The organism is Mesorhizobium sp., from assembly GCF_004963255.1.
Lineage (GTDB): Bacteria > Pseudomonadota > Alphaproteobacteria > Rhizobiales > Rhizobiaceae > Mesorhizobium.
The window spans coordinates 37,897-64,879 of sequence record NZ_SUGA01000022.1 but is presented as its reverse complement, the minus strand read 5'-3'; the positions used below and the strand labels follow the sequence as shown (position 1 = coordinate 64,879).

The following is a 26,983-nucleotide window of genomic DNA, read 5'->3' as shown; positions in this document are numbered from 1 at the left end:
ATGCTGCCCGTGTTCTATGCTGCTTTTCGGCCGCGCGCGGCAAGCCACGCTTCGGTCAACTGTTCGAAGCGGGACGCCATGTCGGCGATGGCCTCGTCGTCCGATATCCTGCCGGACAGCCATTGTTCGGCGGCATTGATGAAGATGGTGCGGCCGACGGCGAAACCCTTGACGATCGGCGCATTGGCGGTGGCGGCGAAGGCCGCGACCAGCTCGTCCTGCGGCGCTTCGAGACCGAGCAGCACGACGCCGCGGCACCATGGATCGTTCTTGACGATCACCTGTTCGATCTTCGCCCAGGCGCCTGCGGAAGCCTGGGGCTCCAGCTTCCACCAGTCGGGCTTGATGCCCAGCACATAGAGTTCCTCCAGCGCGCGCGGAATGGTGGTGTCGTCGAGCTTGCCATGCTTGCCGGCGATGATCTCGACTAGCAGCTCCCGGCCGACTTTCCGCGCCGCCTCGAACAGCGCGCGCAGCTTCTGCTGCTGCTCGGCCTTCAGCGCTTCCGGATCGTCCGGGTGATAGAAGCACAGGCATTTGATGCAATGGTCGACCGGCCATTCGGTGAGCTGCGAGCCGATATCCTGCGAGAATTCGAAGCGCAGCGGCCGCGATCCCGGCAACTCGACCGGACGTCCGAGCCAGGCGAAAGGATGGCGGGCGAATTCGAACATCGCATCGCGGCCATATTTCTCGTCGATCAGCATGCCGTAGCCGTCGCGGCCGGCGGCGACCTTTGCCGCCGCTTTGACCGTCAGCACCTTGAAATCGGGAATGCGCGAAACGTCGGCGCCGACCCTTGCCGCGACATCCTCCAGCTGCACGCGATGGTCGCAGGCAAGAGCCATCAGCGATGGGATGTCGCGCCGGCGCGTCGTCGCCCAATGGATGTGGTTGATCGCCTCGTCCTTGCGCAGCGCCAGATGCTTGCTGCCGTTCTTCAGGAAGAACTGCAGCTCCTCGAAGGTCGGATATTCCGGCGCGCAAAGCAGGCGCGACACCGCGAAGGCGCCGCAGGCATTGGCCCAGGTCGCGGCGGTGGCAAAGCTTTCCCCGCCGAGCCAGCCGCGCAGGAAGCCGGACATGAAGGCGTCGCCGGCGCCGAGCACGTTGTAGATCTCGATCGCAAAACCCTTGCCGACGATGCCATCCTCGAGATCGTCGCTGATCGGCCCGTCATAGACGATGCAGCCCTTGGCGCCGCGCTTCAGCACGATGGTGGCCGAGGACAGAGCACGGATCGTCTTCAGCGCGCTCAGGCAATCGTCGGCTCCGGAAGCGATCATGATCTCTTCCTCGGTGCCGACGATTAGGTCGCAATCGGGCAGCACCGTCTTCAGCTGCGCCGAGACACGGTCTGATTTGACGTAGCGCTCGAAGCCCTCGGCATGGCCGGCAAGCCCCCAGAGGTTCGGGCGATAGTCGATGTCGAAGACAACCTTGCCGCCCCGGGCTTTCATCAGCCGGATCGCCTTGCGCTGCGCGGCATCCGAGTTGGGCCGAGAGAAATGCGTGCCGGTGACGACTACCGAGCGCGCCGAGGCGATGAAGGCCTCGTCGATATCCTCTTCGGCCAGCGCCATGTCGGCGCAGTCGGAGCGGTAGAAGATCATCGGCGAGACGCCTTCGCTCTCGACCGAAAGCAGCACCAGCGCCGTCAGCCGCTCCTTGTCGGTCTTCAGGCCGTCAACGGAGACGCCCTCGCGCCGGAGCTGCTCGCGGATGAAGCGGCCCATCTGCTCGTCGCCGACGCGCGTCAGCAGCGCCGAGCGCAGGCCGAGCCTTGCCGTGCCGACGGAAATATTGGCCGGGCAGCCGCCGACCGACTTGGCGAAAGAGGTGATGTCCTCCAGCCGCGAGCCGATCTGCTGGCCATAGAGATCGACCGAGGCGCGACCGATGGTGATGACGTCGAGCGGCGGGTATTTCCCTTCCACGGCTTCGCCCATTCGAACCTCCCATCGGCCTTGTTGTGCAGAGCAGCGTCGTTTTGGACAGCACGCGCAAGCGATGGCGTGGTGCCGTCAATATGAAATATTAATTCCAATCTACAGTCAATATGGAATGAGCATTCCCGAGCCGAAAAGCGCTCCTCGGCGAGGCTCAACCCTTGCGCCGGCGCCCGGCCTCGCGGCGCTTCTCGCCGACGGCAACGGTCAGTGCCATCGCCAGCGCCATGGTCGCCGAGATCGAGCGGAAGCCGCCGAAATCGGCCTCGGCGACCTCGAACCAGACCTTGGCGAACTGCGCCAGCGGCGAGAAGGACGAGTCGGTGATGGCCACGATCGGCACGCCCTGTTCGGCGATCGCGCGCGTCTCCTCGATGGTCGCCGGCGCGTAAGGCGAGAAGCTGATGGCGATGACGGCGTCGCGCGGCGTGGCGAAGCCGATCATTTCGGCGTTGAGCCCGGCCGCGGATTCCACCAACTGGTTGCGGATCTTGAGCTTGCCCAGCGCATAGGCGATGTAGGAGGCGACCGGATAGGAGCGGCGCTTGGCCAGCACATAGATGGTCTCGGCCTTCGTCAGGAGCGCGATCGCCTCTTCGAAATGCGCATCGTTTAACGCGCGCGAAATGTCGCTGAGCGAGGTGCTGGCGGCGGCGACGAAACCATCGAAGATTGCCCGGTGGCCGGCGCCTTCCTCGGCCTTGGCGCGCAGTGCGGCCAGTCGTTCGTCATAGGAGGAGTTGCGCTCTCGGAGACGCTCGCGGAAAACCTGCTGCAGGCTGGTGAAGCCGTCGAAGCCGAGCTGCTGGGCAAAACGTATCAGCGTCGAGGGCTGCACGCCGGCGGAAGCGGCTATGCTCGCCGCCGTGCCGAAGGCGATGTCGTCGGGGTTGTCGAGCGCATAGGCGGCGATCTGCGCGATGCGCTTGGGCAGGCTCGCGCGCCTGTCCAGGATCGTCGCGCGCAGCGTTTCGAAATCGCGAGGCACCCGTTCGTCCATCGTCGCTCCGTCCGCGCCCATAATGGTTGTCTCTCTCCTGCCTCATCATAGCGAGTTCGCGCAAGAACACCATAAAAAATGATTTGTATGTTCCATTCGAATCCAAAATGGACTAATCAATCCACACCAGTATTTCCCTCATCTCGGAGACAATCGACATGTTCGGAGTGGGCCTCATCGGCACGGGCTTCATGGGCAAGTGCCACGCCATCGCCTGGAACGCGGTGGGCACCGTCTTTCCCGATGTCGACAAGCCGAGGCTGGTGCATCTGGGCGAGGTGAATGACGAGTTGGCCAGGCGCAAGGCCGGCGAGTTCGGCTTCGCCAAGGGTTCCGGCGACTGGCGCGCCGTGGTCAACGATCCGGAGGTCGATGTCGTCTCGCTGACCACGCCCAACCAGTTCCATCCCGAGATGGCAATTGCCATCCTCGAAGCCGGCAAGCATCTGTGGTGCGAGAAGCCGATGGCGCCGAGTTTCGCCGAGGCCGAGACCATGGCGGCCGCGGCCAGGAAATCCGGCAAGGTCGCCGGGCTCGGCTACAACTACATCCAGAACCCCGCCATTCGCCATATCGGCGCGTTGCTGGAAGAAAAGATCATCGGCGACGTCAACCTTGTGCGCATCGAGATGGACGAGGACTTCATGGCCGACCCGGAAGCGCTGTTCTTCTGGAAGCACGAGGCTTCGTCCGGCTATGGCGCGCTCGACGATTTCGCCGTCCATCCGCTGTCGCTGATCAAGATACTGTTCGGCCGCGTGTCGCGCGTCATGTGCGACATGGCCAAACCATATGCCGACCGCAAGACCGCTTCGGGCGCCCGCCGCGCCGTCGAGACCTACGACATCGCCAGCGTCTTGCTGCATCTCGAGAACGGCGTCGCCGGCACGCTGCTGGTCAACCGCTCGGCCTGGGGCCGCAAGGGCCGCATCGCCATCCAGATTTTCGGCTCGAAGGGCTCGATCCTCTATGACCAGGAGCGGATGAACGAATTCCAGCTCTATCTCACCGCCGACCGGCCGACCGAGCAGGGCTACCGCACCATCCTGGTGGCGCCGCATCACAAGCCCTACGATTCCTTCCTGCCGGCGCCCGGCCATGGCCTCGGCTTCAACGACCTCAAGATGATCGAATGCCGCGAGCTTTTGATGCGCATCGCCGCCAAGCCGGCCCGCATCATCGACTTCGACGAGGGGCTGGAGATCGAGCGCACCGTGCATGCCATGGCGCGCTCGTTCCAGGAACAGCGCTGGGTCGATGTGAGGTGATCGAGCCGAAAACCGGCGCGACGGCCGGCACCGGTCTGGGCGACGACGCCTCGGATCGGGCCGTCTCAAGCGAGGTTGATGGCGACATTGCGCAGCAACGCCACGGATTTGCGCATGCCTTCCATCGGCGAGAGCATCATGTCCTCGTGCTCGATCGACAGCACGTCGTCGTAGCCGGCCTGCTTCAGCGCCGTGCAGAACTGCCGCCACCAGGTCTCGCCATGGCCATAGCCGAGCGTGATGTAGTTCCAGGCCCTTTCGGCAAACAGCGTTGGCGGCCGCGCATCGAGCACGCCGTCGATGCCGGCCGGCACCGGCTCGACGCGTGTGTCCTTGGCGTGGACATAGTAGATCGCGGAGCCAAGCTTGCGCACGGCGGCGATCGGATCGGCGCCCATCCACATCGGATGGCTCGGATCGTAGTTCGCGCCGACCGTTTCCCCGACGGCATCGCGCAGCCGGAACAGCGTCTGCACGTTGTACACCGCCTGATGCCCGTGCAGTTCCAGGCAAAGCTTCCTGATGCCCAGGTTGTTCGCAAACGCGACAAGGTCGCGCCAGTAAGGGATGATGCATTCGTCCCACTGGTAGCGCTGGATGTCGGCGCATTCGGGCGGCCAGTCGGTGATGATCCAGTTGGGGTTGGCGTCGCCCGGCCCTCCGGGCAGGCCCGACATCATCACCACGCGGTCGATGCCCATCAGGCTCGCCAGCCGGATCGTGTCCTCGGTCACTTGCCGGTGCTGCTTGCCCTGCGGTCCTGGATGCAGCGGGTTGCCCGAGCAGTTGAGCGCCGCGATCGTCAGCCCGTGGTCGCGGACCTTGGCGACGAATTCGGCGCGGGTCGCGGCACTGTCCAGCATCGCCGCCAGATCGATATGCGGCGCCGACGACCAGTTGCCGCAGGCGAATTCCAGCGTCTCCAGCCCAAGTTCGGCCGAGGCGCGCAGCATCTCATCGAAGGACAGGTTGCCCAGGCTGTCGGTGATCATGCCAATCTTCATGTCGGTGACTCCCGCTTGCCTTCAGACCATCCGCTCAGAGTTTTACCGGCTCGAATCGGCCGGACCGGGCCGACGCAAGCGCCGCCTCGCAAAGGATCATGGCCTTGCGTCCGTCGCTGGCCGTGACCGCCGGGCTGCTGCCGGTTTCGACGCAGCTGATGAAGTGGTCGATCTCGGCGGCGTAGGATTCGGCATAGCGTTCGACGAAGAAGTAGTAGGGCTTGTCGCGCGATATGCCCTTGCCGCCATACATTTCCACCGAGGTCGGCAGCCGGTTGCCGGCCTGCAGCATGCCGTCGGCGCCATGCACCTCGATGCGCTGGTCGTAGCCATAGGCGGCCCTGACGCTGTTGTTGATGTGGCATTGCCGCCCCGATGCCGTGCGCAGGATGAACATCGCGGTATCGTAGTCGCCGAGCTTCCTGTATTGCGGCGCCACCAGCGAGGAGCCGGTCGCGAACAGTTCGACCGGCTCCTCGCCGAGCATATTCCGCGCCATGTCGAAGTCGTGGATGGTCATCTCGCGAAAGACGCCGCCGCCGCCGGCCAGCGCTTCCTCGGTTTCGGGTTCGGGATCGCGGCTGGTGATGATGACCTGCTCGACAGCGCCGATCTCGCCGCCGTCGAGGCGCTCCTTCAACGCGCGGAAGCTCGGATCGAAGCGGCGGTTGAAACCGATCTGGAACGGCACGCCGGCCTTCGCGACCGCGGCCAGGCACTCGTCGGTGCGCTTGAGGTCGAGATCGATCGGCTTCTCGCAGAAGATCGCCTTGCCTTTCGCCGCCGCGGCCATGGCGAGATCGGCATGGGTGCGCGTCGCCGAGGCGATGAACACCATCTTCACCGACGGATCGTTCATCACGGTCTCGGTGTCGGCGATCCCGGCGCCGGTCGCGGCCGCGACCTTGGCGGCGGCTTCCCGGTTGGGATCGACGATATAGCGCAGCCGCACCTTCGGGTGGCGCGCCAGATTGCCGGCATGCACCCTTCCGATCAGTCCCACCCCGAACAGACAAACATCCATCATGCGTTCAACTTTCCTGTGCGGCCGTCCGCGACGGCCAGTTCAACATGCCCGGCCGGCGGTCACTTCACGGCCCCCATGGTCAGGCCGCGAACCAGGTGCCGCTGCACCAGCAGCGCGAAGAAGACGATCGGCAGCGCGCCGATGACGCCGGCGGCGGCCATCGAGGCCCAGTCTGTATCGATGCGCCCGATGAGCGTGGCGGTGCCGCGCGGCATGGTCATTGCCCGCGGTGTCGCGGTCAGCGCCAGCGCGAAAAGGAATTCGTTGAAGGTCACAAGCACGGCGAAGATGGCGGTGGCCGCCAAGCCGGGTGCTGCCAGCGGCAGCGTGATGCGGCGGAAGGCGCCGAAGCGCGAATCGCCGTCCACCATGGCCGCCTCCTCGAGGTCGACGGGGATCTCGCGGAAGAAGCTCTCCATCATCCAGACGCAGAAGGTGACGTTGAAGGCGGTATAAGTAGCGATCAGGCCGAGCCAGCTGTCGAGCAGGCCGAGGCTGAGCATCAGGAGATAGACCGGGATCAGGATCACCACCGGCGGGATGATGCGCAGCGTGAGCAGGAACAGGCCGACCTTGCGCTCCGCGGCGAAAGGCAGGCGGAACCGCGCGATCGCATAGGCGCCCATCGCGCCGAAGACCAGCGCTATCGCAACCGAGAAGAAGGTGACCACCACCGAGTTCGTCAGGTAGGAGCCGAACTGCTTTTCGGTGAACAGCCTGACGTAATTGTCGAGCGTCGGCACATGCGGGTAGAGCGTGCCTTCCTGGGTGATCTCGCGATTGGACTTGAGCGAGGTGGAGACCAGCCAGTAGATCGGCAGCAGCACGACTGCGAGCACGAAGATGGTGGTGAGGATGCGTGCCAGCCGGGTGCTCATGACGCGTCGACCCTGCGCAGGAGCCTGATGGCGCTGAAGGCGAGCGCGAGCACGACGAGGCCGATCGTCACGAACAGCGCCGCCGCGTATCCTGTCTGCTGGAACTTGAACGCGGTGTCATAACCATAGATCGAGATCAGCCTCGTCGCTTCGCCCGGTCCGCCTCGGGTCAGCACGAAAACCTGGTCGAAGGTGCCGAAGGCGTCGATGGTCCTGAGCACGATGGCGACCGCCAGCACCGGCCGCATCATCGGGAAGGTGAGATCGGCAAAGACGCGCCACGGCCCGGCGCCGTCGACGCGCGCCGCCTCGAACGGCTCGTGCGGCAGCGACTGCAGGCCGGCAAGCAGGATCAGGAACATCAGCGGCGTCCACTCCCAGACATCGAGCACGACAAGGCCGATAAAGGCATTGAGCGGGTTTCCGAGGATCTGGACTCCGCCGCCGCCCATGGCCTCCGAGAGCGCCGTCAGCATGCCGGCGTCGCTGGCGTAGATCAGCCTGAACAGAATGGCGACGACGACCGGTGTGATCACCATGGGAATGATCAGCACCGTCCTCAGCAGCCTTATGCCGCGGAATTCGTGCAGGCAGAACAAGGCCAGCGCGAAGCCCAGCACCGCCTCAATCGACACCGAAAGCGCCACGAACTTGACCGTGACCCACAGCGAATTCAGGAACTGCGCGTCGCTCCAAAGCTGCACATAGTTCTGGAAGCCGACATTGGAGATGGGCGACCCGTAGCGGTAAGCCCGGGTACTGGCGCGCAGCCCGTCCCAAAGCGGATAGACCAGCACGCCGAGCACGACCATCAGGCCCGGCGCCAGCATGAGGTATGGGAGGGCGAGGTCGAGCCCCGCCCCCTGCAGGCGATATTTACGTGCCTGCATGCCGGTTTGCATCAGTAGTACCCGGCCGTGGTCAGGTAGTCCTTGACCTGCTTGGCGGCCGTGTCCAAAGCAGCGCCGCCGCCGGAGCCTGCCTGCAGGGCCTTGTTGAGCTCGATGCCGAGCAGTTCTTCTACCTTCGCCCAGTCGGGCGTGCGCGGCCTGGGCAGTGCGCCGGCGTCGAGCTGCTGAAGCGCGACCGGGATCAGCCGGTTGCCGGGCTTGGCGACGCCGAAGGCGCTGCGCTTGACCGGAATAGAGCCCGCTTCCGAGAGCTTGGCCTGGGTTTCCGCGCTCACATACCACTTCAGGAACTCGATGGAGTTCGCCTTGTTGGGCGCCGATTTCGGCACGCCGGCGATGAAGATGCCCATCTGGGCGATCGCCTTTTCCTGTTTCGGCACGACGCCGAAATCGAGCTTGCCCGCCACCTTCGTCTGGGCGGGATCATCGGCCTTCAGCGCATTGCCCGAGTATTGGATGATGGCGCCCGCGTCCCCGCCGAGGATCGCCGCGCCCTCCTGGTCGGAATCGAACTCCACCACGCCGCTCGCCGTGTTCTGCTTCATCGTGCCGACGAAGAAATCGGCCGAAGCCTTGCCTTCGGCCGAATTGAAGATCGGGTTCCACTTGTCGTCGAAGAAGGAACCGCCGAACGACAGGAAAACCGGATACCAGCTGGTGACGATCGGGTTGCCGGAAACGCCGCGGAAGACGACCGGATACTTGATCTTGCCGGCGGCAACCCCTTCCTTGCCCTTGGCGATCACCTCGTCCCAGGTCTTCGGCGCGCCGCCGGTGAAGACGTCGTTGCGATAGGTCAGCGTCTGCAGGTCGCCGACGAAGGGCACGCAGATCAGCGTCGGCTTGGCGTTCTCGAAGCCCTTGACGCGAGGCCCCTTCTGCGGCGGCCAATAGCCCATGTCGATCATCGAGCCGATCCAGTCCTTGTCGGCCCCGTCGATGCCGCCGGCACCGAGGTCTTCGAGCACGTTGGCGGCGCCGAACTGCGGCACCCACGGGTCGTCGAGCAGATAGAGGTCGTACTGGCCGGCGCCGCTCTGGGCGTCGGCGAACCACTTTTCGAGCGTCACCCCGTATTCGTCCTCGAGGAACTGGATGTCGAAGCCCTGTTCCTTGGCCAGCGGGATGATCTTTTCCTTGAACGGCGTCAGGCCGCCATCGGCGAAGGCGCCGATGATCACTTTCTTGCCGGCCGCCTTGGCGGGCATCGGCAGGCCGAGCGTGGTCAGCGCGGTGGTCGCCAGGGCCAGGCCGAGCCCGCCCTTGATGACGGATCGGCGAGTAAGTCTGCTTGAATGCATCATGTCACTCTCCCATTGTTGTTGACCCTGTGGACGGCTGTCAGGCCGGCCGAATTGAAGAAACAGGCGTTCGCCGGGTCGAAGGCGACGCCGATGCTTTCACCCACCACACCCCGGAATTCGCGGCCGGCCCGCACCGAGACGTTGCCGCCTTCCAGGCGGACATTGACCAGCGTCTCGTTGCCCATCGGTTCGACGACGTAGATTTCGCCGGGGAGCGCGTCGGGCGTGTCCGCCGCGGCAGCGCTGCAATCTTCTGGCCGCAGGCCAATTTCGGCGATCGAGGCGGCGCGGCAGGCGGCAAGCCGCGCGGCGTCCAGCGGAACGACCTTGCCGGCCACGATCACGCCTTGCTCGGAAAGCGCCGCCGGCAGGATGTTCATCGGCGGGTTGCCGACGAAGGTGGCGACGAAGCGGTTTGCCGGGCGGTCATATATCTCGATGGGCGGCGCCATCTGCTGCAGCTCGCCGCCATGCATGACGGCGACGAAGTCGGCCATCGTCAGGGCCTCGACCTGATCGTGGGTGACGTAGATGGTGGTGGCGCTGAGGCGCTGGCAGAGCCGCTTGATCTCGCCGCGCATGGTGAGCCTGAGCCTCGCGTCGAGATTGGAGAGCGGCTCGTCCATCAGGAAGGCCGCCGGGTCGCGCACGATGGCGCGGGCCAGCGCGACGCGCTGGCGCTGTCCACCCGAAAGCTGGCGCGGCCTGCGGTCGAGCAGGTGGCCGATTTCGAGAATGGCGGCCACCTCGCCGATCTTGGCCTTTCGCCCGGCATCCGGCGTGCCGCGGATCCACAGCGGATAGCCGATGTTCTCGGCGACCGTCATCTGCGGATAAAGCGCGTAGCTCTGGAAGACCATGGCGATGTCGCGATCGCGCGGCTGCAGCCGCGTGACGTCGCGCTCGCCGATAAAGACCTTGCCCGCGCTCGGCATGTCGAGCCCGGCCAGGATGCGCAGCGCCGTCGTCTTGCCGCAGCCCGACGGGCCGAGCAAAGCGAGGAATTTGTGATCGGGCACGGCAAGGTCGAGCGACCGCAGCACGTTAAGCGCGCCGAAGCTCTTGACCACCTTCTGGTACAGAACCGAACTCATCTCCCTCCCCGGCGCCCCATGCTTTCTTCAGCCCTTGCGCTCGTGGACGTAGAAGCCCGCGCCCTCGGCCAGCTTCTTGAGATTGCGATACCCCATCGTGGCATAGGTCAAGGGGTGCGCCTTGGCCGGGTCCTGCTCGGCCTCCACCACCAGCCAGCCGGAATAGCCGTGGTCGGCGAGGATCTTGAGCAGCGTCGGATAGTCGATCGCGCCGTCGCCAGGCACCGTGAAGATGCCTTCCATCACCGCGCCCATGAAGCTCATGTCGGCCTCGCGCGCCTTCTTCAGCATCGCCGGGCGCACATCCTTGCAATGCACATGCACGACGCGCTCCACATGCCGGCGCAGCAATTGCTCCGGGTCGCCGCCGGAAAAGGCGCAGTGCCCGGTGTCGTAAAGCAGCCCGACCGCCTCGCCGGTCGTATTCATCAGCCTGTCGATCTCGTGGTCGGTCTCGACGATCGTGCCCATGTGATGGTGGAAGGCCATGCCGACGCCGAAATCGGAAAAGCGCTCGGCAAGCCTGGTGATCTTTTCGCCATAGGCCTTCCATTCGCCGTCCATCAGCTTCGGCCGCTGCGAGATCGGGTCATGGATCGCGCCATGCCGGCCGCGCGAGGTGTCGGCATAGACGACACGTCTGGCGCCGAGATCGCGCAATAAAGTCAGATGCGGCCGGATCGCCTCGAACTCCTCGTCCACCTCCTTCTCGCAGATGCGCCCGTCATACCAGCCGGAGACCAGCGCCAGCCCGTAATGGTCGAGGATGGGCCGAAGCGTGCGGCTGTCGCGCGGGAACTTGCCGCCGAGCTCGGTGCCGGCATAGCCCGCTTCCGCGGTTTCGCCGAGGCAGGTCTCGAGCGGCGTGTCGCCGCCCAGTTCCGGCACGTCGTCATTGGTCCAGGTGATCGGGTTTATGCCAAGTCGAACTGTCGTCATTGCTCACTTTCCGCCCCGCAGCCGGGATGGCTGCGGAGTGTTCATTTCGGGAGGGAAATGGCTTCATGCCTGCGGCGGGCGATGCATCGCGCCCGCCTTGCCTGTCCGGCCGGCAGCCTCCCAGTTGCCTTGCCCTGACCTGTGTTCCCCGGTCTTGCGCCGACGTCTTTTCCCCAACGTCTGTGAGCGAAGTCTACGCCGCTCTGTCTCCATCGCGAGGGCCAGTTTTCCGGAAAATGAAGGAACCAGTTTGCGCGGGGAGGTGGGTATGGCAGGATGGGGGATGGGATGGAAGTCAGCAAAAATGTCGATCGTCGGCGGGACAGCGCCCCCCTCTGCCCTGCCGGGCATCTCCTCCACGAGGGGGGAGATCGATGTCGCGCCAGCTTTCGCCAATCAGCCTACGCTGCAGGACGAGCGGGGCGTCGGAACTGCTGATCTCCCCCCAAGTGGGGGAGATGTCCGGCAGGACAGAGGGGGGCGCGAAGGAACTCGACCTGGAAGGCTCGCACGCGGTAGTCGCGTCACCCACGGCGCGAGATAAACCCATGCGCCCGCACCCCAAGCCCCAGGCCTTCCCGCTCGACACGCTCGCCGTGAACCGCGCGAGCCCCGAGCATCTGTCGCGCCAGCTCTATCACGGCCTCGTCGCCATCATCCGCAGCCGCGCGCTTCCCCCCGGCTCGGAGCTGCCTTCGACCCGTGCTTTGGCCGCCGAGCTCGGCCTTGGGCGCAACACCATCGTCGCCGCTTACGACCAGCTCGTCACCGAAGGCTATCTCGCCAACCGCCAGGGCGCGCGGCCCGTGATCGTCGACCTGCCCGAAGGCCCGCGCGAGTCGCCGCGCGAGGAACCGCCCCTGCCGCTGCGCCAACCCTCGCTGCGCGGCCAGCAACTGCTCAGCCAGCCCTATCATCACGGCAGGCCGGGCCATGTCGCCTTCCACCCCGGCATGCCGGATGCGGGGAGCTTTCCCTTCGGCGTCTGGGGCCGTCTGGTGGCGCGCCGCGCCAGCCATGGCGGCGAGACGCTGTTCGGCACCTATGACGTCACCGGCCACCCGGCGCTGAAGGAGGCGATCGCCGGCTACCTCTTCTCCGCGCGCGGCGTGCGCTGCCGTCCCGAGCAGATCGTCGTCACCACCGGCGCGCAGGCCGCCTTCGACCTCCTGGCGCGCCTGCTGCTCGACCCCGACGACACGGTGTGGATGGAGGAGCCCGGCTATTACGGCGCCAAGGCCGCCTTCACCGTGGCCGGCGCAAGGGTCCTGCCCATCCCGGTCGACCAGGAGCGCGGCTGGTCTCTGGATCCGCCGGACCCGTTGCCCCGCCTCATCTATGTGACGCCCGCCTGCCAGCATCCGCTCGGCATCACCATGCGCATGGAGGAGCGGCTGCGCCTGCTCGACATTGCCGAGACCGCCAATTCATGGGTGATCGAGGACGATTTCGACGGCGAATACCGTTTTCAGGGCCGCCCCGTGCCGGCGATCCAGAGCATGGACCGCTCTGGCCGGGTCATCTATGTCGGCACCTTCGCCAAGCTCCTGTTCCCGGCGCTGCGCCTCGGCTTCATGGTGCTGCCGCCGGAGCTCGCCGGCCGCATCGTCAACGCGCTCTCCACCACCGGCCAGTTCGCGCCGCTGCTGCTGCAGGCCGCCTTGGCCGACTTCATCACCGAGGGCCATATGAGCCGGCACCTCAAGCGCATGCGCCGCATCTACGCCCAGCGCCGCCAGCTCTTCCGCGACATCGTCACCGAGCGCCTGCGCGACGAGATCACGCTCTCCCCCGCCGAAGCCGGCATCCAGGTGGTGGGCTATCTGAGGGACGGCATCGACGACATCAAGGTCAGCCAAGCGGCGGCCAAAAGGGCCATCAACGTCTCGCCGCTGTCGAAATATTTCCAGAACACGGCGCCGACCCAAGGTTTGGTGCTGGGCTATGCGGCGTGCGACGCGGCGCAGACGCGGGACGGGGTGGAGAGGTTGGCGCAGGCGATCGGGGAGGTGCTGGGGTGAGAGCGAACCACCACCACCATCTCTCTCGCCTCATGACTCGACCCGGTCAGTCGGGGCGATCTTCAAACGCTTGCGGAGGATAGCATCTGGCAAGGTATTTGCGGCCGAATTCGTCGGGGAGATACTTTAGTATCCGGAATTCTATGATCAATGTGGCGAGGTCCTTCGACACTGGATTGAGCCCATTGAACCCTGCAAGGGCAACCTCATGAGATGACAATTGACTACGAAAGAGATTAGCATATCGCCGTTTTTCGGTTGGTGTGAGAAAGTTATCGTCTCTTATGCGAAATAAAATTGTATAGAAAAGACGAAAATACGGCCCAGTCGAACTCTCGTACCTGTCAATGACTGCCGCCTCATAAACGTCACCTACGAATTGTGGTTTAATTTCATCGATAGGCATGTTTCCAAGGCGCCATAATATCTCAAAATTAGCGCGCCGTACCGCGTCAAGGCCGGACGTCAGCGAATTGAAAAGCGGCTTGATCTTTCCTGCATCAACATAGGCCTCACCGTATTTGTATTGGAAAGCTTCTCTGGCTTCGCGAAAAAGATGAAGAACTTCAAAATAAGTGCTTTCAAACCGTTGTATATGCTGATCGCGCTGGGCGTCGTTGATCTGACGTTGCTGAAGGCGCAGTGTGAAGAATACAGCGGCGAATGCGAGAGTCGACATTAAGGCATTGAGAGCGCCGAAGCTATCGCCCCATTGACCAACTGTCGGCGCATCCCATGGGATTAACATTCGCTTTGCAAGAAACGGATGAAGCGCCCAAACTAGCCACAGTATGAATGCGCCGATAGCGACCCGACGGACTATTCGATCTTCCAAAGTAGCCCCCGTTAGCCAATCATCGGCGTCTTATACAATTTGTCTGGTGGCATTGCGACAGGTTGCAGACCACTTTTTGGTACGAGAATGTAATGATGCTTTCAGGGAGAGGGGCCGCATGATGCCGGGGAATGACCATGAATTCGGTGGGCAGCATACCGAGATAAAGCTTGCAATTGTTGAAGCTTACCTGAAGCGGTACTCAGCTGCCCTACACACTTGGTGTGACCACGTCTGGTATATTGACGCTTTTGCGGGCACGGGTAAGCGGACTGTTCGGGTCAAAGCTCGGGCGGGAGACCTTTTGGAAGAGCCGGCACCGGAGCAAGTCGAACTGCGCAGAGGCTCTGCGCAAATAGCGGTTGATATCAAGCCGCCATTCGACCGCCTAATTTTCATGGACACCCGTCGAAAACATGTTGCGGCCCTTGAAGGTCTGAAGGCCGCAAACCCTCAACTCGACATCTCAGTTCTAAAGGGAAACGCAAACGAGTTGATACAACGCGAAATCGAATGGGACGGTTGGAAACGAACTAGGGCGGTAATGTTTCTCGATCCTTATGGGATGGAGGTTGAGTGGGAGACACTCGAAAAAATCGCCGCCACCAAGGCGATCGATGTTTGGTATCTATTTCCGTTGGCTGGCCTCTACCGACAGGCCGCCCGCGACATGTCCAAGATTGACGCGATCAAGGAAGGGGCCATAACTCGCATGCTTGGATCCGACGAATGGAAAGGCGAACTCTATTCGAAGGTCAAAACATCGCTGACTGCGGACCTGCTCGGCTATCTCGATGACACCGAAACGCTTCAACGCAATGCCGATGTTGGAGGTCTGGAGCGGTATGTTAAGAAACGGCTGAAAACTATTTTTGCAGAAGTCTTAGACCCATATCCGCTTCCGGTCGTTGAACGACCACAACGGTTTTCACTGTTCTGCGCGATATCGAATCCTTCGCCAAGAGCAATTGGTCTGGCCAAATCATTCGGCAACGACATCCTCAAATCGACAAGGCCGGCATCTCGTCGTACGTGCGGCCATTAAGGATTCTGCCAGTCGCCTTCTTGTTGCGTCCACCCCACTGCTTGAAGAAGAACGCAGTGCCACTGCGTCGGCACATGTTTTCGATCTCTTCGACCCACCGTGGATCCATAGCGCGCGCGCCTGGTCCGCTCTCACCTCCAACGATCGCCCAGTGAATATCTGCTAGATTGGCGCCCCACACCGAGCCGATCAGGGGCTCCAACGAGACAAAACGAACAGCCGCCGGCACCCTTCGAAGCTCATCCAGTCGGGCGAGCACTCGCCTGTCCTCGACGCTGGTTCCAAGCCAAACGTTTGGCAGGATGGGGAAATCACCACGCGAAAGGACTTCAGCCATTATCTCCGGCCGCTTAGTCAGGATCTGGTATGTGTGCCGTGGCGTCTGTTCCATCACAGCCCATACTTTGCGGATGAAATCAGTTGGCACATCCTCATGGAAAAGGTCAGACATTGAATTGACAAATACTCGGCGCGGCTTCGACCATGTTGCCGGGGTTTTGAGGGACTTTGCATCCGCGACGACTTTTCCGGTCCATTTTGCGCGACCGCCGCTCTTTCGGGTCAAACCTTGGTATTTCTCCGATCCCATGGCTTCGAGGCGCGCAGCCATCCGCATCGCATAGCAATTCGTGCACCCTGCTGTAACGATTGTACACCCCGCTATCGGGTTCCAAGTCGCATCTGTCCATTCAATCGAGGTCTCAGCCATAGGACAATTCTCCTAGTGTCTGATCATGGTTAATCGAAGGCTATGAAATTTCCGTTTCAACAAGAGGCGGCCACTCGATTCTTGGGAGCGAAAATCGTGGCGATCGATCGAACGTGGCGCACCCGACAAGATTCGAACTTGTGACCTCTGCCTTCGGAGGGCAGCGCTCTATCCAGCTGAGCTACGGGTGCTTCCCGGGGAACCGGAAAACGAACCGGCCGGTGAGCCGGCCAGCCACGGCTTCTTAGCGGAAGCCGCAGCATGCTTCAACGGGCAATTGAGCTGGCGGGGGCTGTAGCGGTTGATTGTCCGACTGAGGATCGTCGGATAGGGCGCTCCCCTCTCCGTCTCGGCTTCGCCGAGACACCTCTCCCCACATTCGTGGGGCGAGGAACCCAAGTCCTCACCCCTCCGCCCCCACCTTCGCCGTCTTCCGCCGTACCGCGCGTGTCGCGCGCTTCACCTTCTTCGCCGCAGTCAGCTCGTGCATGGCATCGAGCTGCATCTGCTGCATTTCGGCCAGGCGCTGCCATTGGCGCGAGATGAGGTAGTCGAGCTTTTCGTGCAGGTGGCGCACCTCCAGCTCGGCCTTGAGGTTCACCCGGTAGTCGTTGAAGGAGCGCAGCCGGTCCTTCGCTTCCTGGCGCTTCTGGCTCATCATGATCACCGGCGCCTGGATGGCGGCGATGCAGGACAGCACCAGGTTGAGCAGGATGAATGGGTAGGGGTCGAAGGCGTTGGTCGTGCCGGCGACCAGGTTGATGCCGATCCACAGCAAAAGCACCGCCGCGAAGGAGATCAGGAACCACCAGCTGCCGCCGAACTCGGCCATGGTGTCGGAGACGCGGTCGGGGAAGGAGCGGTGCTCCTCATATTCCTCTTCCGAGTTCTCCGAGATCGTGTCCTGCTTGGCGATCGATTCCACCACCTGGCGGTCGAGCTCGGAGAATTCGCCGTGCTCCTGCTGCAGCAACTCCTCCATGTAGCGCATGCGGTAGCGGCCGAGCTCCTCGCGGCTGATGCGGGCGCCGCGCGGCAGGTCGGGATGGTCGGAGCGGATGCGGTCGGCGAGGCTGGGCCTCAGATCGTCGATGCGCACCAGGTCGCGTTTGCGGAATTTGCGCCCCGAGATCGCCGAGGGTTTTTTCTTGGGCTTGATCCGGGCCGTGCCCGGAACATGCGGTTCGGCGTGCGGCTCGGAATCCGGCACCTCCGGCGCTTCGAGGATTTCGTCGGCGGCTGCCTGGGCATCCTCCGGCACGGTTTCCGCCTCGAGATATTCGCCGGCGACATCGTCCTCGTTGTCGGCTTGGATCTGCGCGGATGCCTTCGGGTCGCCTGCCATGGTCGGTGCTCCTGTTCGAGGCTTTGCGGATACGATACGCCAAGCCGGCGCGGCATATCCATGGTGAGTGTGAAGCTGGTGTGACCGAACAAGTTCTTGTGATGGGGTGGACGGGCTGTTGAGGCGCATAGGTCGGCGCCGCCGGCGATTTCGCGCCCACCTCCTGGCGCAATCGTCTCCGTCGCCTGGCCTTGATCCACATCAAACTGGCCCCTGTGGCGGGCCTGATAGGCTGACTATATCGACATCAGGCCGGAGCGTTCAGGCTCTCGCCATTGGGGCATCGCCCCGCAAAAGAGGGATCGCCACCATGTACAAGAAAATCCTCATCGCCACCGATGGCTCCGAGCTCGCCCAGAAGGGCGTCGCCCACGGGTTGGAGCTGGCCAAGGGGCTTGGCGCCACCGTCACCTTCGTCACTGTCTCCGAGCCGTTCCCGACGCTCGCCTGGGGCGGCGCCATGGCCGGTTATGTCGCCGCCGACGAGCTGGTCAATTACGAGGAGAGCGCGCGCAAATACGCGGGCGAGCTGCTTGGAAAATGCAAGGCCGAGGCGGATGCGAAGGGCGTCGGCGCGAAGACCCTGCCTATCGAGAACCGCACCCCCGCCGAGGCGATCCTGGAGGTCGCCGCCAGCGAGGGCAGCGACATCATCGTCATGGCCTCGCATGGCCGCCGCGGGCTGGGCCGCCTGGTGCTCGGCAGCCAGACGGCCGAGGTGGTGTCGCTGACAACGATCCCGGTGCTGGTGGTGAGATAGGGTCCAGCGATATTCAGGTGAAGCCGGCCTGACCTGAATCTGGGCAGACCCTTGCGGCAGCGAAAGGCGAGATAGGCAGCGATGCTTCGCGCCCCCTCTGTCCTGCCGGACTGCGCGGCCCTTCGCTGTCGCTCAGGGCTTTCGTCGCTCGGAAAGCCAAGCAATTGGCTTCCCGTCCGCTGCGCGGGCCGCTCCTCAACCCCCACAAGGGGGGAGATAGGCGGTTTCGGCGCCGCGCTCATTCCTGCAGCGTTCGCGATTGGCGAAAGCAGGCGCGACATCTGATCTCCCCCCAAGTGGGGGAGATGGCCGGCAGGCCAGAGGGGGGCGCTGTCCCGCCGGCGTCTCAGACTTTCCCGTCGGCCCCGCCCGCCCTACTGCGTCGGCAGCAGTGGCGCGCCGGGCGAGGCCAGATCCGGCGACGGGAAATCGGACGCCGGCGAACCCGGCACCGTCGATGCAGGCGTCGGCTGCGGCGGCAACCCTGGCAAAGCCGAGTCCGCCTGTGGCAGGCCGGGCGGCGGCGAGGCCGGCTGCTGCCCGGAATACATCAGCCTCGGCTGCCCCGCATCCGCGACCGTCGGTCCCAGGCTCCGCTGGATCAGCGCCTCGACATGGTCGTTGCGCTGGCGCGCGCTGTCGGCGCCCATCACCACCACGATCAGGTGCCGCCCGTCGGCATTGTAGGAGGTGACGATGTTGTAGCCGGAAGCCCTTATGTAGCCGGTCTTGATGCCGTCGACGCCGCGCACGCGGCCCAGCATGTCGTTGTGGCCGCGCACCAGCCTGCCGCGGAACATGAAGTCGCTTTCGGAGAAATAGTGGAAATGCTGCGGGAAGCGCTTTTCCAGCGCCATGCCCAGCACCGCCATGTCGCGCGCCGTGGTCACCTGGCCGTCGTCGGGCAGGCCGCAGGCGTTGCGGAAATTGGTGCCGCTCATGCCGAGCGAGCGCGCCTTGGCGGTCATCATCGCCGCGAACTGATCCTCCGAGCCGCCGCCCAGATACTCGCCCACCGCCACCGCAACGTCGTTTGCCGACTTCACCACCATGGCGCGGATGGCGGAATCGACATCGATCGTCTCGCCGCGCCTAAAGCGCAGCTTGGTCGGCGGCTGCGAGGCGGCGTGGTCGGAAACCGGGATCCGCGTTTCCTTGGTCACCCGGCCGCTCTCCAGCGCCTCGAACAGCATGTAGAGCGTCATCATCTTGGTCAGCGAGGCGGGATAGCGCTGCGACCTAGAATTGACTTCGAACAAGGTCTTGCCGGTCGAGGCATCGACCACAATCGCCGCATATTTCTGCGGCTGCGCCGGCACGGCAAGCACGCTCTCAGGCGGTGCCGCCGTCGTGCAGCCGGCGACCAGCGCGAGCAAGGCCAATAGGGCGATGAGTTTCTGGAGGAAAGGGAGGGGACGGGGCAAGACTGTTCTAAACTGTTGCTGAGATGCGGCGAAGCTAACGTAACGCATGTGCCGCGTCCAACTGGTTAACGCGCATCGCAAGGCATTTGCCCAGGTTTTGGGGGTGGAGAAGGTGGCTCTTTGTCCTTCGACGTTGGCGCCGCCCCTCATCCGGCCACTTCGCGGCCACCTTCCCCCGCCGGCGGTCCGAAGGACGGGCGAGAACCGTGGCTCGCCCCGGAATGGTCAGCCGAGCGAAGCGGAGGCTGGGTGAGAGGCCGTCCACCCCGGCTCGTCCCCTTTTGCCATTCCCGCCTCCTTTCCGCTAATATGTCGCGGCTTGGTTTTGGGGGGATCGGCATGTCGGAAATCGCCACGGGTACGACCTCGCTGCTCAGGGCCTCGCTCAGCCGCACCGGCAAATGGGCGGCGAGCTTTGCCTTCATCAGCGGCGCGGTCGGTGACGTGCTCAACCCGCTCGGACCCTTTGCCGCCTACATTGCCCTGGTCGCGGCCGTCGCGGCCATCATCATCGCCATCGCCATGGTGCTGCGGCTGGTGCTGGCCGCCAAGGCGATGCCGGCGCTGATCTTCGCCACCAGTGCCGCGGCCATCGCCGGCGGCGTCTACGGCATCCAGCAGGAAACGAGTTCGCAGAACGGCGTGATCGCCAACCTCGTGCCGGCGGTCGCCGAGCTGCAGCAGTCGCTGGGCATCGTCTCGCAGAAGGTGGCGAAGATCGAGCAGACGGTCACCGAAACGCAGAAAACGGTCGAGGAGGTCAAGAAGTCGACCGACACGGTCGCCAAGACCGCGCAGGAGATCGCTTCCACCCAGCAACAGCAGACCGCGCAGGGTGCCGAGACGCAGAAGACCGTCGAGGCGGTGAAGCAGACCACGGATACGGTGGCGCAGAAGACCGAGCAGATCGCTTCCGCCCAACAGCAGCAGACCGCGCAGGGCGCCGAGACGCAGAAGACCGTCGAGGCGGTCAAGCAGACGACCGACACCTTGGCCGCCGGCCAGCAAGAGCAGCAGGCGCAGGCTGAAAAGCTGCAGGCGACGACCGAGCAGATCGCCGCTTCGATCGACACGATCGCCAAGGGTTTTGCCCAGCTCTCGGCGCAGGGCGGCGCGATCGCCGATCCGAAGCGCCCGGACGAGTTCTACCACAACGCCCGCGTCTATGAGCTCGCCGGCGACATGCTCAACGCCCGCCGCTCCTATCTCGCCTTTGCCGGCTTCGACGTCGACGCCATCGATCCCTACACGCGCTTTGCCACGCTGCTCAGGGTCCAGGATGGCAAGGCCGGCGCCCGCGAAGTGTTCGGAACGCTGGCGGAAAAGGCCAAGGCGCCGTCGATCAAGCTCGTGCATCTGTTGCAGTTCGATGACGCGCAGCGGCTCGACAAGCTCAACGCCTTCATCGCGGCCAACCCCGATTACGCGCCGGCTTACTTTCTCCTGGCGCAGGAGTTTTCCGAGGACCGCCTCGGCAGCCAGACGCTCGCCGACAAGCGCAGCGAGGCCCAGGCGCTGAGCAAATTCGTCTCCTACGAGAGGGACGGCGGCCTGCTGAAATATTTCGTCGACCAGACGCAATTGGCCGACTGGCTCGACCGCAGCCGCAGCCGGCTGACGGCGTTGGGCGATGTGCTCGACCCGTCGCGCTTCGTGCCGACGCTGACGCCGATGCGCTCCAACGCCGGCTGGTCGATGACGATCTCGCTGCCCGAGCCGGCGACGGCGATCTCCTGGCGTCTGGGCGATTCCGGCCCGTTCACCGACACCGGGGTTATGGCGATGAACGACCAGCGCACCGGCAAGCCGATGCCCAATCCGAGCTTCGAATTGCCGGACAGCACCGCCGCCACCACCATCGCCATCAAATATCTCGACATCCGCGGCCGCGAGACCGGCCCGTTCGACATCCGCTTCGACCCCGACGGCGCGCTGCAGCAGGAGAACAAGCAGATCCTCGACCAGTTCTGGACGTCGTGGATCGCGTTCGATTCCGGCGGCAATCGCGGCCTGGTCTATTTCACCCAGATGCTCTCCTACCGCTGCGCCATCAGGGAGGTCCGTTACAGCCTCAACGGCTCGGCGCTCGACAAGGAGATCAAGATGCCGCCCTGCGACGCCAAGGACCCCTACGCCATTCCCTCCGACTACCAGCCCTATTTCAAGGTCAAGGACGACGTGAAATCGATGGCGGTGCAGGTGACTTATACGGATGGCACGAAGTCGCCGGTGCGGGAGTATAAAAGGCAGTAGGGCTCCACCCTCCCCCTTGTGGGGAGAGTCGATCCGCGCAGCGGATCGGGGTGGAGGTCGAAAGGACTCTTTTTGTCAGACCCCTCCCCGTCGACCGATCTCCGCTTTGCTCCGACCGCTCGCCGACCCTCCTCCCAAGGGTGAGGAACTGATGCAAAATGCCGATCGCGCTGCTTGCACAGGAGGCATTCGACGGGCTTTGCTCCCCGCGAGAAAAAGATTCGCGGGAGGCATTCATGGACACGGTCACGATTGGCGCAAAGGGCATCTCCGTCTCGCTCGATCTTGCCGTCGGCCATATCGCCGCCATGGAGGTCGAGGCCGACGGCCGCGTCCTGAAGCCGCTGCATCGCGCGCCCTGGGTCGGCGCGCCGCGCGAGACATTACCCGCGAACCTTCCCGAAGGCACAGTCCGGCTTTCCGGCGATTTCCTCTGCGCACCGTTCTCCACCAGCGATGTCGAACCCGCGCCCCTGCATGGCTGGCCTGCCAACAGCGAGTGGGATGTCGTCGAGAACGCCGCGATTGCCGGCGGCTGGCGCGCCGTCTTCCGGCTGCGCCGCAAGGTGATGGGCGCCGCTGTCGACAAGGTTTTTACCCTGCGCGACGGCCATCCTTTCCTTTACCAGGAGCACGTCTTCTCTGGCGGCTCCGGCGCCATCTCCGCCGCCCATCATCCGATGACGGTCATGCAAGGCGGCGGCCGGCTCGCCTTCTCGCCCAAGCGCGTCGCTGTCACGCTCCCAACGCCGCTGGAGCCCGATCCGGCGCGCGGCCGCTTCATGCTGGCCTATCCGGCCCGCGCCGCCGACCTCACACAGTTTCCGCGGGCAGTCGGCGGCACGACCGATCTCACCGACTATCGCGTCGAAGACAGGCGCGAGGATTTCATCACCCTGGTCGAGGCGGATCACGGCGGCCCGGGCTGGACGGCGATCGCGCGGCGCGCCGAGCAGGACCTGGTTCTGGTGCTGAAGAACCCGGCCGAACTGCCGGTCACCATGCTCTGGTTCTCCAATGGCGGCCGCGATTACTCGCCCTGGAGCGGCCGCCATCTCGGCGTGCTCGGCATCGAGGACGGCCGCAGCGCCATCGGCCACGCCGCCTCGCTCGGCGACAATTGGCTGAAGCATGAAGGCGTGGCCACGGCCTTCGCGCTGGCCGAAGGGCGGTCGGTGTCGTTTCGCCATGTCATCGGCGCGGTCCCGTTCGCCGAGGTGGATGCGCCTGCCGAGATCGAGGCGGTGACCGATCGTTTGCGCGTCCTTGCGCCGAACGGCGCGGTGAAGGAGGCGGCGTTCGACGGCGACTTCCTGCGCATCGGGCGTTCGGCTCCGGCGTAGGGGTTCAGGCGCGGCGCCTGGGAGTTCGTCATTCCAGAGCGGAGCCCGTGATGACGAAGGGGACAGGCGTTCCGGCCAATTTCGAAAGCGCGAGGCTGCCGGACAAGCGGTCGAGCCACAGTCACCAAGAGCAGGTTTGAAATTTCCACCGACACCCGCCAAAATGCCGGCCGCAACCTTACCGAAGAGGCGCCGATGTCCGAGATCGCCCATATCACAGCCGCCATCTTCAAGCGCGCTGGCAAGGCCAAGCGCTTCGTCGTCGCCATTGCCGGTCCGCCGGGCTCCGGCAAGTCGACGCTGTCGGCGAACCTGCATGAGCTTCTGCCCGAAGGGACATCAGAGGTCGTGCCGATGGACGGCTTCCATTATGATGACATCATCCTCAACCGCCGCGGCCTGCGTCCGCGCAAGGGCGCGCCGGAAACCTTCGACTTCGCCGGCTTCGAGACGCTGTTGAAGCGCATCCGCTCGGGCGAGCCCGATATCGCCATCCCGGTCTTCGACCGTGGCATCGAACTGTCGCGCGCGGCGGCCGAGATCGTGTCCGCCGACACCAAGTTCATCCTGGTCGAGGGCAACTACCTGCTGCTCGACGAGGAGCCATGGTCGCGGCTGGCGCCATTGTTCGATTTCACCATTTTCGTCGACGTGCCGCGCAACGAGCTCGAGCGCCGGCTGATGGAGCGCTGGCGCGAGCATGGCAAGTCGGATGAGGACGCCCGCGCCTGGATCGCCTCCAACGACATGCCCAACATCGAGCGCGTGCTGGCGCGGCGCCGGCCGGCCGACATGGTCATCGGTCAATGACGGGCCATTGATCAATGACGCTGGTGATTGGTTAACCTGCTCAATTTTCGATATTTTCGGACGGGAACTTTAAGGTTTTCACGCCGTTATCAGCCTATCCCGAATTGTAGGGCGCCGGAGCAATCCCAGGGAAGCGCACACCGCTTTCCGTCCGGATTGCGAAAGAAGCGAGCAGGATCTGTCAGATGGCAACCAACAGCAGAAAGCCCGTGGCCAAAAAAACCAGGGCCACCCAATCCAGGACGACGCAGGCCAAGGCGGGCGCCGGCCCGGCGATCGCCGAGCGGTCGAAAGACGCCAAGCCGGCTTTCGGCAAGGCGGCCCCGAAGAAAGTGACGCCAGGCGTGGCCCACAAGGCCGCGCCCAAGGCGCATAGGCCGCACAAGTCGGCAACGAAGACGTCGAGCCCGATCCGCACCGTTGCAAGCGTTGCGACCGGCGCGGTGGTAGCGACGGCAAGGCTGGCTGCGTCCGTGCTTGGCAGGAAGACCAGCGCCAAGTCGAAGTAACGGCCAGAGCGCGTTTCCGTTTTCGCAAACGGTGAAGCGCCTAAAGCATGTCTCCCGAAAGTGGGAACCGGTTTCGCGATAAAGACATGCGTAAAATCAAAAAACCTAAAGCGCGGGGAGCGAATCTGAAAGATCGCGACGCGCTTTAGCCCTTTGCCGGAATGGTAAGGCCCCGTTTCACCGCCGGCCGCGCCAGGCCGCGCTCCAGCCATTCGGCGACGGTCGGGAAATCATCGAAGCCGACCAGGTCGCGCGCTTCGTAGAAGCCGATCAGATTGCGCACCCAGCCCAGCATCGACACATCGGCGATCGTGTAGTCGTCATCCATGATCCACTTGCGGCCCTTCAGCCGCGTTTCGAGCACGCCTATCAGCCGCCGCGATTCGTCGCGGTAGCGTTCGAGCGGCCGCTTGTCGGCGATCTCGCGACCGGCGAATTTGTGGAAGAAGCCAACCTGCCCGAAGATCGGGCCGATCGCCGCCATCTGGAAGAACACCCACTGGATCGTCTCGTAGCGGCGCGCCGGATCCGCGGGAATGAGCTTGCCAGTCTTGTCCGCCAGATAGAGCAGGATGGCGCCCGATTCGAACAGGCCGATCGGCTTGCCGCCCGGACCGTCCGGATCGATGATGGCCGGTATCTTGCCGTTCGGATTGAGCGACAGGAACTCCGGCGTCCAGCTCTCATTCTTGCCGATATCGACATAATGCGGCTCGTAGGGCAGGCCGATCTCCTCCAGCGCGATCGAGACCTTCACGCCATTGGGCGTCGTGGCCGAATAGAGCTGCAGGCGCTCCGGATGCTTGGCCGGCCAGCGCTTGGCGATCGGAAAGGCGGACAGGTCGGTCATCGGAAACTCCGGATAGGGATTGGCGCCGGGCGGCGCTCACAACGGGTGGCAAAGAATACGGCGGGGTGAGGAAGAACTAGGTCCCCGGCCGGCCGGGATCAATACACCAGCCACCGACGGCCGATGCACATACAGTCAACCGGGATTGTGATCAGACCGCCTTGAAGGCCAGCACCGCGTTGGTTCCGCCAAAGGCGAAGCTGTTGCTGAGCGCCGCGCGCACCGTGCGCTCGCGCGCCGTGTTCGGCGTCACGTCGAGGTCGCATTCCGGGTCGGGCTCGCGATAGTTGGCGGTCGGCGGCACGATGCCGTCGCGGATCGCCATCACGCATGCGATCATCTCCAGCCCGCCCGAAGCGCCGAGGCAATGCGCATGCATCGACTTGGTCGAGGACACTGAGAGCGAAGGGGCGTGGTTGCCGAAGACGCGCTTGATCGCGGCGGTTTCGATCTGGTCATTGGCCTTGGTGCCGGTGCCATGCGCGTTGAGGTAGTCGACGTCTTCCGGATTGAGCCCGGCATCCGCCAGGCAGAAACGCATCGCCGCTTCCGGTCCCTCGACGGTCGGCGCGACGATGTCGGAGGCATCGGCGGAAAGCCCGACGCCGGCGATCTCCGCCAGAATGGTGGCGCCGCGCGCCATCGCGTGATCGTAGCTTTCCAGCACCGCCATGCCGGCGCCTTCGCCAAGCACAAGCCCCGCGCGGTCGGCCGAGAACGGCCGGCACGTGTCGGGCGAAAGCACCCTGAGCGCCTCCCAGCCCTTGAGCACGCCCCACACCAGCGGCGCTTCGGTGCCGCCGGCAACCATCACGTCGGCGCGGCCGAGCCTGATCTGGTCGACCGCCGTGGAAATTGCATGGTTGGCCGAGGAGCAGGCCGAGGTAGCCCCGAAGACAGGGCCGCGCAGTCCGAGCGCCATGCTCACCTGGCCGGCGGCCGCGCCCGGCATCACTTTCGGCACGGTGAAGATGGCGGCGCGATTGCGCCCTTCGAGCAGGATCGCGCGGTAATTCTCTTCGATGGTCTCGAAGCCCGCGACGCCGATGCCGACGATTGCGCCCATCCGGTAGGTGTTGTCGGCATGTGCCGTCAATCCGGACTGCCGCATGGCCTCGCGCGCGGCGATCACCGCCAGCAGACTGAAACGGTCCATCGACACGACCTGCTTGCGGTCGATGCCATGTTCGGGCAGTTCCTTGATTTCGCAGCCAGTCTTGACCTTGAGGTCATGCAGCGACGGATTGTCGATCGGGCCGATCGCCGAGCGGCCGGCGCGCATGGCGTCCCACATCGCCGGCGCATCGTTGCCGAGCCCGCAAATCCCGCCGATACCGGTGATGACGACGCGTTTTTGCATGCAGTCAGGCTTTTTTCGCGATCAGTTCGCGAACCGCCTCGACCATGTCGCCGACGTTCTTCAGGTTGCTCCAGGCATCGACCGTGTTCATCTCGATCTCGATGCCGTACTTCTCCTCGAGATCGAAGATGATCTCGGTCAATTCCAGCGAATGGATGCCGAGCGTTCCGAGATCGGTGCTGGCAGTGATTTCCTCACCACCGGTGTCGGCATGCGCTTTGATCTTTTCGATGATCTCGGTCGTCAGCTGGTCAGCCATTCGGTTCCTTCCCTGTCGTTTCCCGACGCCAACTGATCAGCGCCCCTTTTGGTCCCCGGATCCAACAACGCCGTTGCCCTTACCTC

24 protein-coding genes and 1 tRNA gene are annotated in these 26,983 nt (G+C 64.1%); 8 read left to right on the top strand and 17 right to left on the bottom strand.

Translation table 11 applies throughout. The features are described 5' to 3' along the window. Window positions 1-14: 14 nt before the first annotated feature. The gene (gene iolC / locus E5X34_RS21285) at window positions 15-1,949 is read right to left on the bottom strand and encodes a 5-dehydro-2-deoxygluconokinase (RefSeq protein ID WP_292568594.1); all 1,935 of its coding nucleotides are present in this window, start codon (window positions 1,947-1,949) and stop codon (window positions 15-17) included. A 154-nt stretch (window positions 1,950-2,103) separates the two neighbouring features. Further along, the gene (locus E5X34_RS21280; RefSeq protein ID WP_292568592.1) at window positions 2,104-2,949 is read right to left on the bottom strand and encodes a MurR/RpiR family transcriptional regulator; all 846 of its coding nucleotides are present in this window, start codon (window positions 2,947-2,949) and stop codon (window positions 2,104-2,106) included. 158 nt (window positions 2,950-3,107) lie between these two features. On the opposite strand from E5X34_RS21280, the gene E5X34_RS21275 reads away from it, so the two are divergent. Further along, window positions 3,108-4,217 (top strand): Gfo/Idh/MocA family oxidoreductase, encoded by a 1,110-nt coding sequence (locus E5X34_RS21275; RefSeq protein ID WP_292568590.1) that lies wholly within the window; start codon window positions 3,108-3,110, stop codon window positions 4,215-4,217. A 65-nt stretch (window positions 4,218-4,282) separates the two neighbouring features. Here E5X34_RS21275 and E5X34_RS21270 read toward each other — a convergent pair whose 3' ends face one another. From E5X34_RS21270 to iolE, 7 genes are read right to left on the bottom strand one after another with little or no spacing between them, the layout of a single operon-like run. Continuing rightward, window positions 4,283-5,221: a sugar phosphate isomerase/epimerase gene (locus E5X34_RS21270; protein ID WP_292568588.1), complete on the bottom strand. Its 939-nt coding sequence runs from the start codon at window positions 5,219-5,221 to the stop codon at window positions 4,283-4,285. Between the two features lie 34 nt (window positions 5,222-5,255). Beyond that, the gene (gene iolG / locus E5X34_RS21265) at window positions 5,256-6,248 is read right to left on the bottom strand and encodes an inositol 2-dehydrogenase (protein WP_292568586.1); all 993 of its coding nucleotides are present in this window, start codon (window positions 6,246-6,248) and stop codon (window positions 5,256-5,258) included. A 59-nt stretch (window positions 6,249-6,307) separates the two neighbouring features. Next, on the bottom strand, window positions 6,308-7,126 hold the full coding sequence (locus E5X34_RS21260) for a carbohydrate ABC transporter permease (protein ID WP_292568584.1): 819 nt from the start codon (window positions 7,124-7,126) through the stop codon (window positions 6,308-6,310). After that, the gene (locus tag E5X34_RS21255) at window positions 7,123-8,016 is read right to left on the bottom strand and encodes a sugar ABC transporter permease (protein WP_292568582.1); all 894 of its coding nucleotides are present in this window, start codon (window positions 8,014-8,016) and stop codon (window positions 7,123-7,125) included. Before E5X34_RS21255 ends, E5X34_RS21260 begins: the two co-directional genes overlap by 4 nt. Window positions 8,017-8,027: 11 nt before the next feature. After that, window positions 8,028-9,341 carry an extracellular solute-binding protein gene (locus E5X34_RS21250; RefSeq protein WP_292568580.1) on the bottom strand — a complete coding sequence of 438 codons (1,314 nt, stop codon included), beginning with the start codon at window positions 9,339-9,341 and terminating at the stop codon, window positions 8,028-8,030. Next, on the bottom strand, window positions 9,338-10,435 hold the full coding sequence (locus tag E5X34_RS21245) for an ABC transporter ATP-binding protein (RefSeq protein ID WP_292568578.1): 1,098 nt from the start codon (window positions 10,433-10,435) through the stop codon (window positions 9,338-9,340). The genes E5X34_RS21250 and E5X34_RS21245 overlap by 4 nt, the downstream gene beginning before the upstream one ends. Before the next feature lie 27 nt (window positions 10,436-10,462). After that, window positions 10,463-11,374 (bottom strand): myo-inosose-2 dehydratase, encoded by a 912-nt coding sequence (gene iolE / locus E5X34_RS21240; protein ID WP_292568577.1) that lies wholly within the window; start codon window positions 11,372-11,374, stop codon window positions 10,463-10,465. Window positions 11,375-11,922: 548 nt separating this feature from the next. Between iolE and E5X34_RS21235 the strand changes: the two genes are divergently transcribed. Further along, window positions 11,923-13,395: a PLP-dependent aminotransferase family protein gene (locus E5X34_RS21235; RefSeq protein ID WP_292568576.1), complete on the top strand. Its 1,473-nt coding sequence runs from the start codon at window positions 11,923-11,925 to the stop codon at window positions 13,393-13,395. Window positions 13,396-13,441: 46 nt separating this feature from the next. Here E5X34_RS21235 and E5X34_RS21230 read toward each other — a convergent pair whose 3' ends face one another. Further along, complete coding sequence (locus E5X34_RS21230) at window positions 13,442-14,143, bottom strand: putative phage abortive infection protein (RefSeq protein ID WP_292568575.1); 702 nt, start codon at window positions 14,141-14,143, stop codon at window positions 13,442-13,444. Window positions 14,144-14,348: 205 nt separating this feature from the next. Here E5X34_RS21230 and tcmP point away from each other — a divergent pair, with 205 nt between their 5' ends. Continuing rightward, window positions 14,349-15,275 (top strand): three-Cys-motif partner protein TcmP, encoded by a 927-nt coding sequence (gene tcmP, locus E5X34_RS21225; protein WP_292568574.1) that lies wholly within the window; start codon window positions 14,349-14,351, stop codon window positions 15,273-15,275. Here the strand turns inward: tcmP and E5X34_RS21220 are convergent. The 3 genes from E5X34_RS21220 to E5X34_RS21210 form a co-directional block, all read right to left on the bottom strand. Next, window positions 15,232-15,984: a DUF5131 family protein gene (locus E5X34_RS21220; RefSeq protein WP_292568572.1), complete on the bottom strand. Its 753-nt coding sequence runs from the start codon at window positions 15,982-15,984 to the stop codon at window positions 15,232-15,234. The two genes, tcmP and E5X34_RS21220, sit on opposite strands and share 44 nt — an antisense overlap. 114 nt (window positions 15,985-16,098) lie before the next feature. After that, window positions 16,099-16,175 (bottom strand) — tRNA-Arg (locus tag E5X34_RS21215). 212 nt (window positions 16,176-16,387) lie between these two features. Continuing rightward, window positions 16,388-17,329, bottom strand: a complete 942-nt coding sequence (locus E5X34_RS21210; protein WP_292568570.1) for a DUF1003 domain-containing protein — start codon at window positions 17,327-17,329, stop codon at window positions 16,388-16,390. A gap of 310 nt (window positions 17,330-17,639) precedes the next feature. Between E5X34_RS21210 and E5X34_RS21205 the strand changes: the two genes are divergently transcribed. Then, window positions 17,640-18,089 (top strand): universal stress protein, encoded by a 450-nt coding sequence (locus tag E5X34_RS21205; RefSeq protein WP_292568568.1) that lies wholly within the window; start codon window positions 17,640-17,642, stop codon window positions 18,087-18,089. 374 nt (window positions 18,090-18,463) lie between these two features. On the opposite strand, the gene E5X34_RS21200 is transcribed toward E5X34_RS21205, so the two are convergent. Then, a complete protein-coding gene (locus E5X34_RS21200) occupies window positions 18,464-19,561 on the bottom strand; it encodes a D-alanyl-D-alanine carboxypeptidase family protein (RefSeq protein WP_292568566.1) in 1,098 nt (365 codons plus the stop codon). Between the two features lie 291 nt (window positions 19,562-19,852). Between E5X34_RS21200 and E5X34_RS21195 the strand changes: the two genes are divergently transcribed. The 4 genes from E5X34_RS21195 to E5X34_RS21180 all read left to right on the top strand — a co-directional run bounded on the left by E5X34_RS21195 (window position 19,853) and on the right by E5X34_RS21180 (window position 24,428). Then, the gene (locus E5X34_RS21195) at window positions 19,853-21,766 is read left to right on the top strand and encodes a methyl-accepting chemotaxis protein (protein WP_292568564.1); all 1,914 of its coding nucleotides are present in this window, start codon (window positions 19,853-19,855) and stop codon (window positions 21,764-21,766) included. Between the two features lie 236 nt (window positions 21,767-22,002). After that, on the top strand, window positions 22,003-23,109 hold the full coding sequence (locus E5X34_RS21190; protein ID WP_292568562.1) for a hypothetical protein: 1,107 nt from the start codon (window positions 22,003-22,005) through the stop codon (window positions 23,107-23,109). 195 nt (window positions 23,110-23,304) lie between these two features. Continuing rightward, window positions 23,305-23,919, top strand: a complete 615-nt coding sequence (locus E5X34_RS21185; protein ID WP_292568560.1) for a nucleoside triphosphate hydrolase — start codon at window positions 23,305-23,307, stop codon at window positions 23,917-23,919. A gap of 209 nt (window positions 23,920-24,128) precedes the next feature. Continuing rightward, window positions 24,129-24,428: a hypothetical protein gene (locus E5X34_RS21180; protein WP_366664898.1), complete on the top strand. Its 300-nt coding sequence runs from the start codon at window positions 24,129-24,131 to the stop codon at window positions 24,426-24,428. Between the two features lie 145 nt (window positions 24,429-24,573). Here the strand turns inward: E5X34_RS21180 and E5X34_RS21175 are convergent, their stop codons facing one another. From E5X34_RS21175 to E5X34_RS21165, 3 genes are all read right to left on the bottom strand, one after another. Further along, a complete protein-coding gene (locus E5X34_RS21175) occupies window positions 24,574-25,278 on the bottom strand; it encodes a glutathione S-transferase N-terminal domain-containing protein (RefSeq protein WP_292568556.1) in 705 nt (234 codons plus the stop codon). 151 nt (window positions 25,279-25,429) lie between these two features. After that, a complete protein-coding gene (locus tag E5X34_RS21170; protein ID WP_042637488.1) occupies window positions 25,430-26,638 on the bottom strand; it encodes a beta-ketoacyl-[acyl-carrier-protein] synthase family protein in 1,209 nt (402 codons plus the stop codon). A 4-nt stretch (window positions 26,639-26,642) separates the two neighbouring features. Next, entirely contained in the window at window positions 26,643-26,897 is a 255-nt protein-coding gene (locus E5X34_RS21165) for an acyl carrier protein (RefSeq protein WP_041003067.1), read from the bottom strand. Window positions 26,898-26,983: the final 86 nt, after the last annotated feature.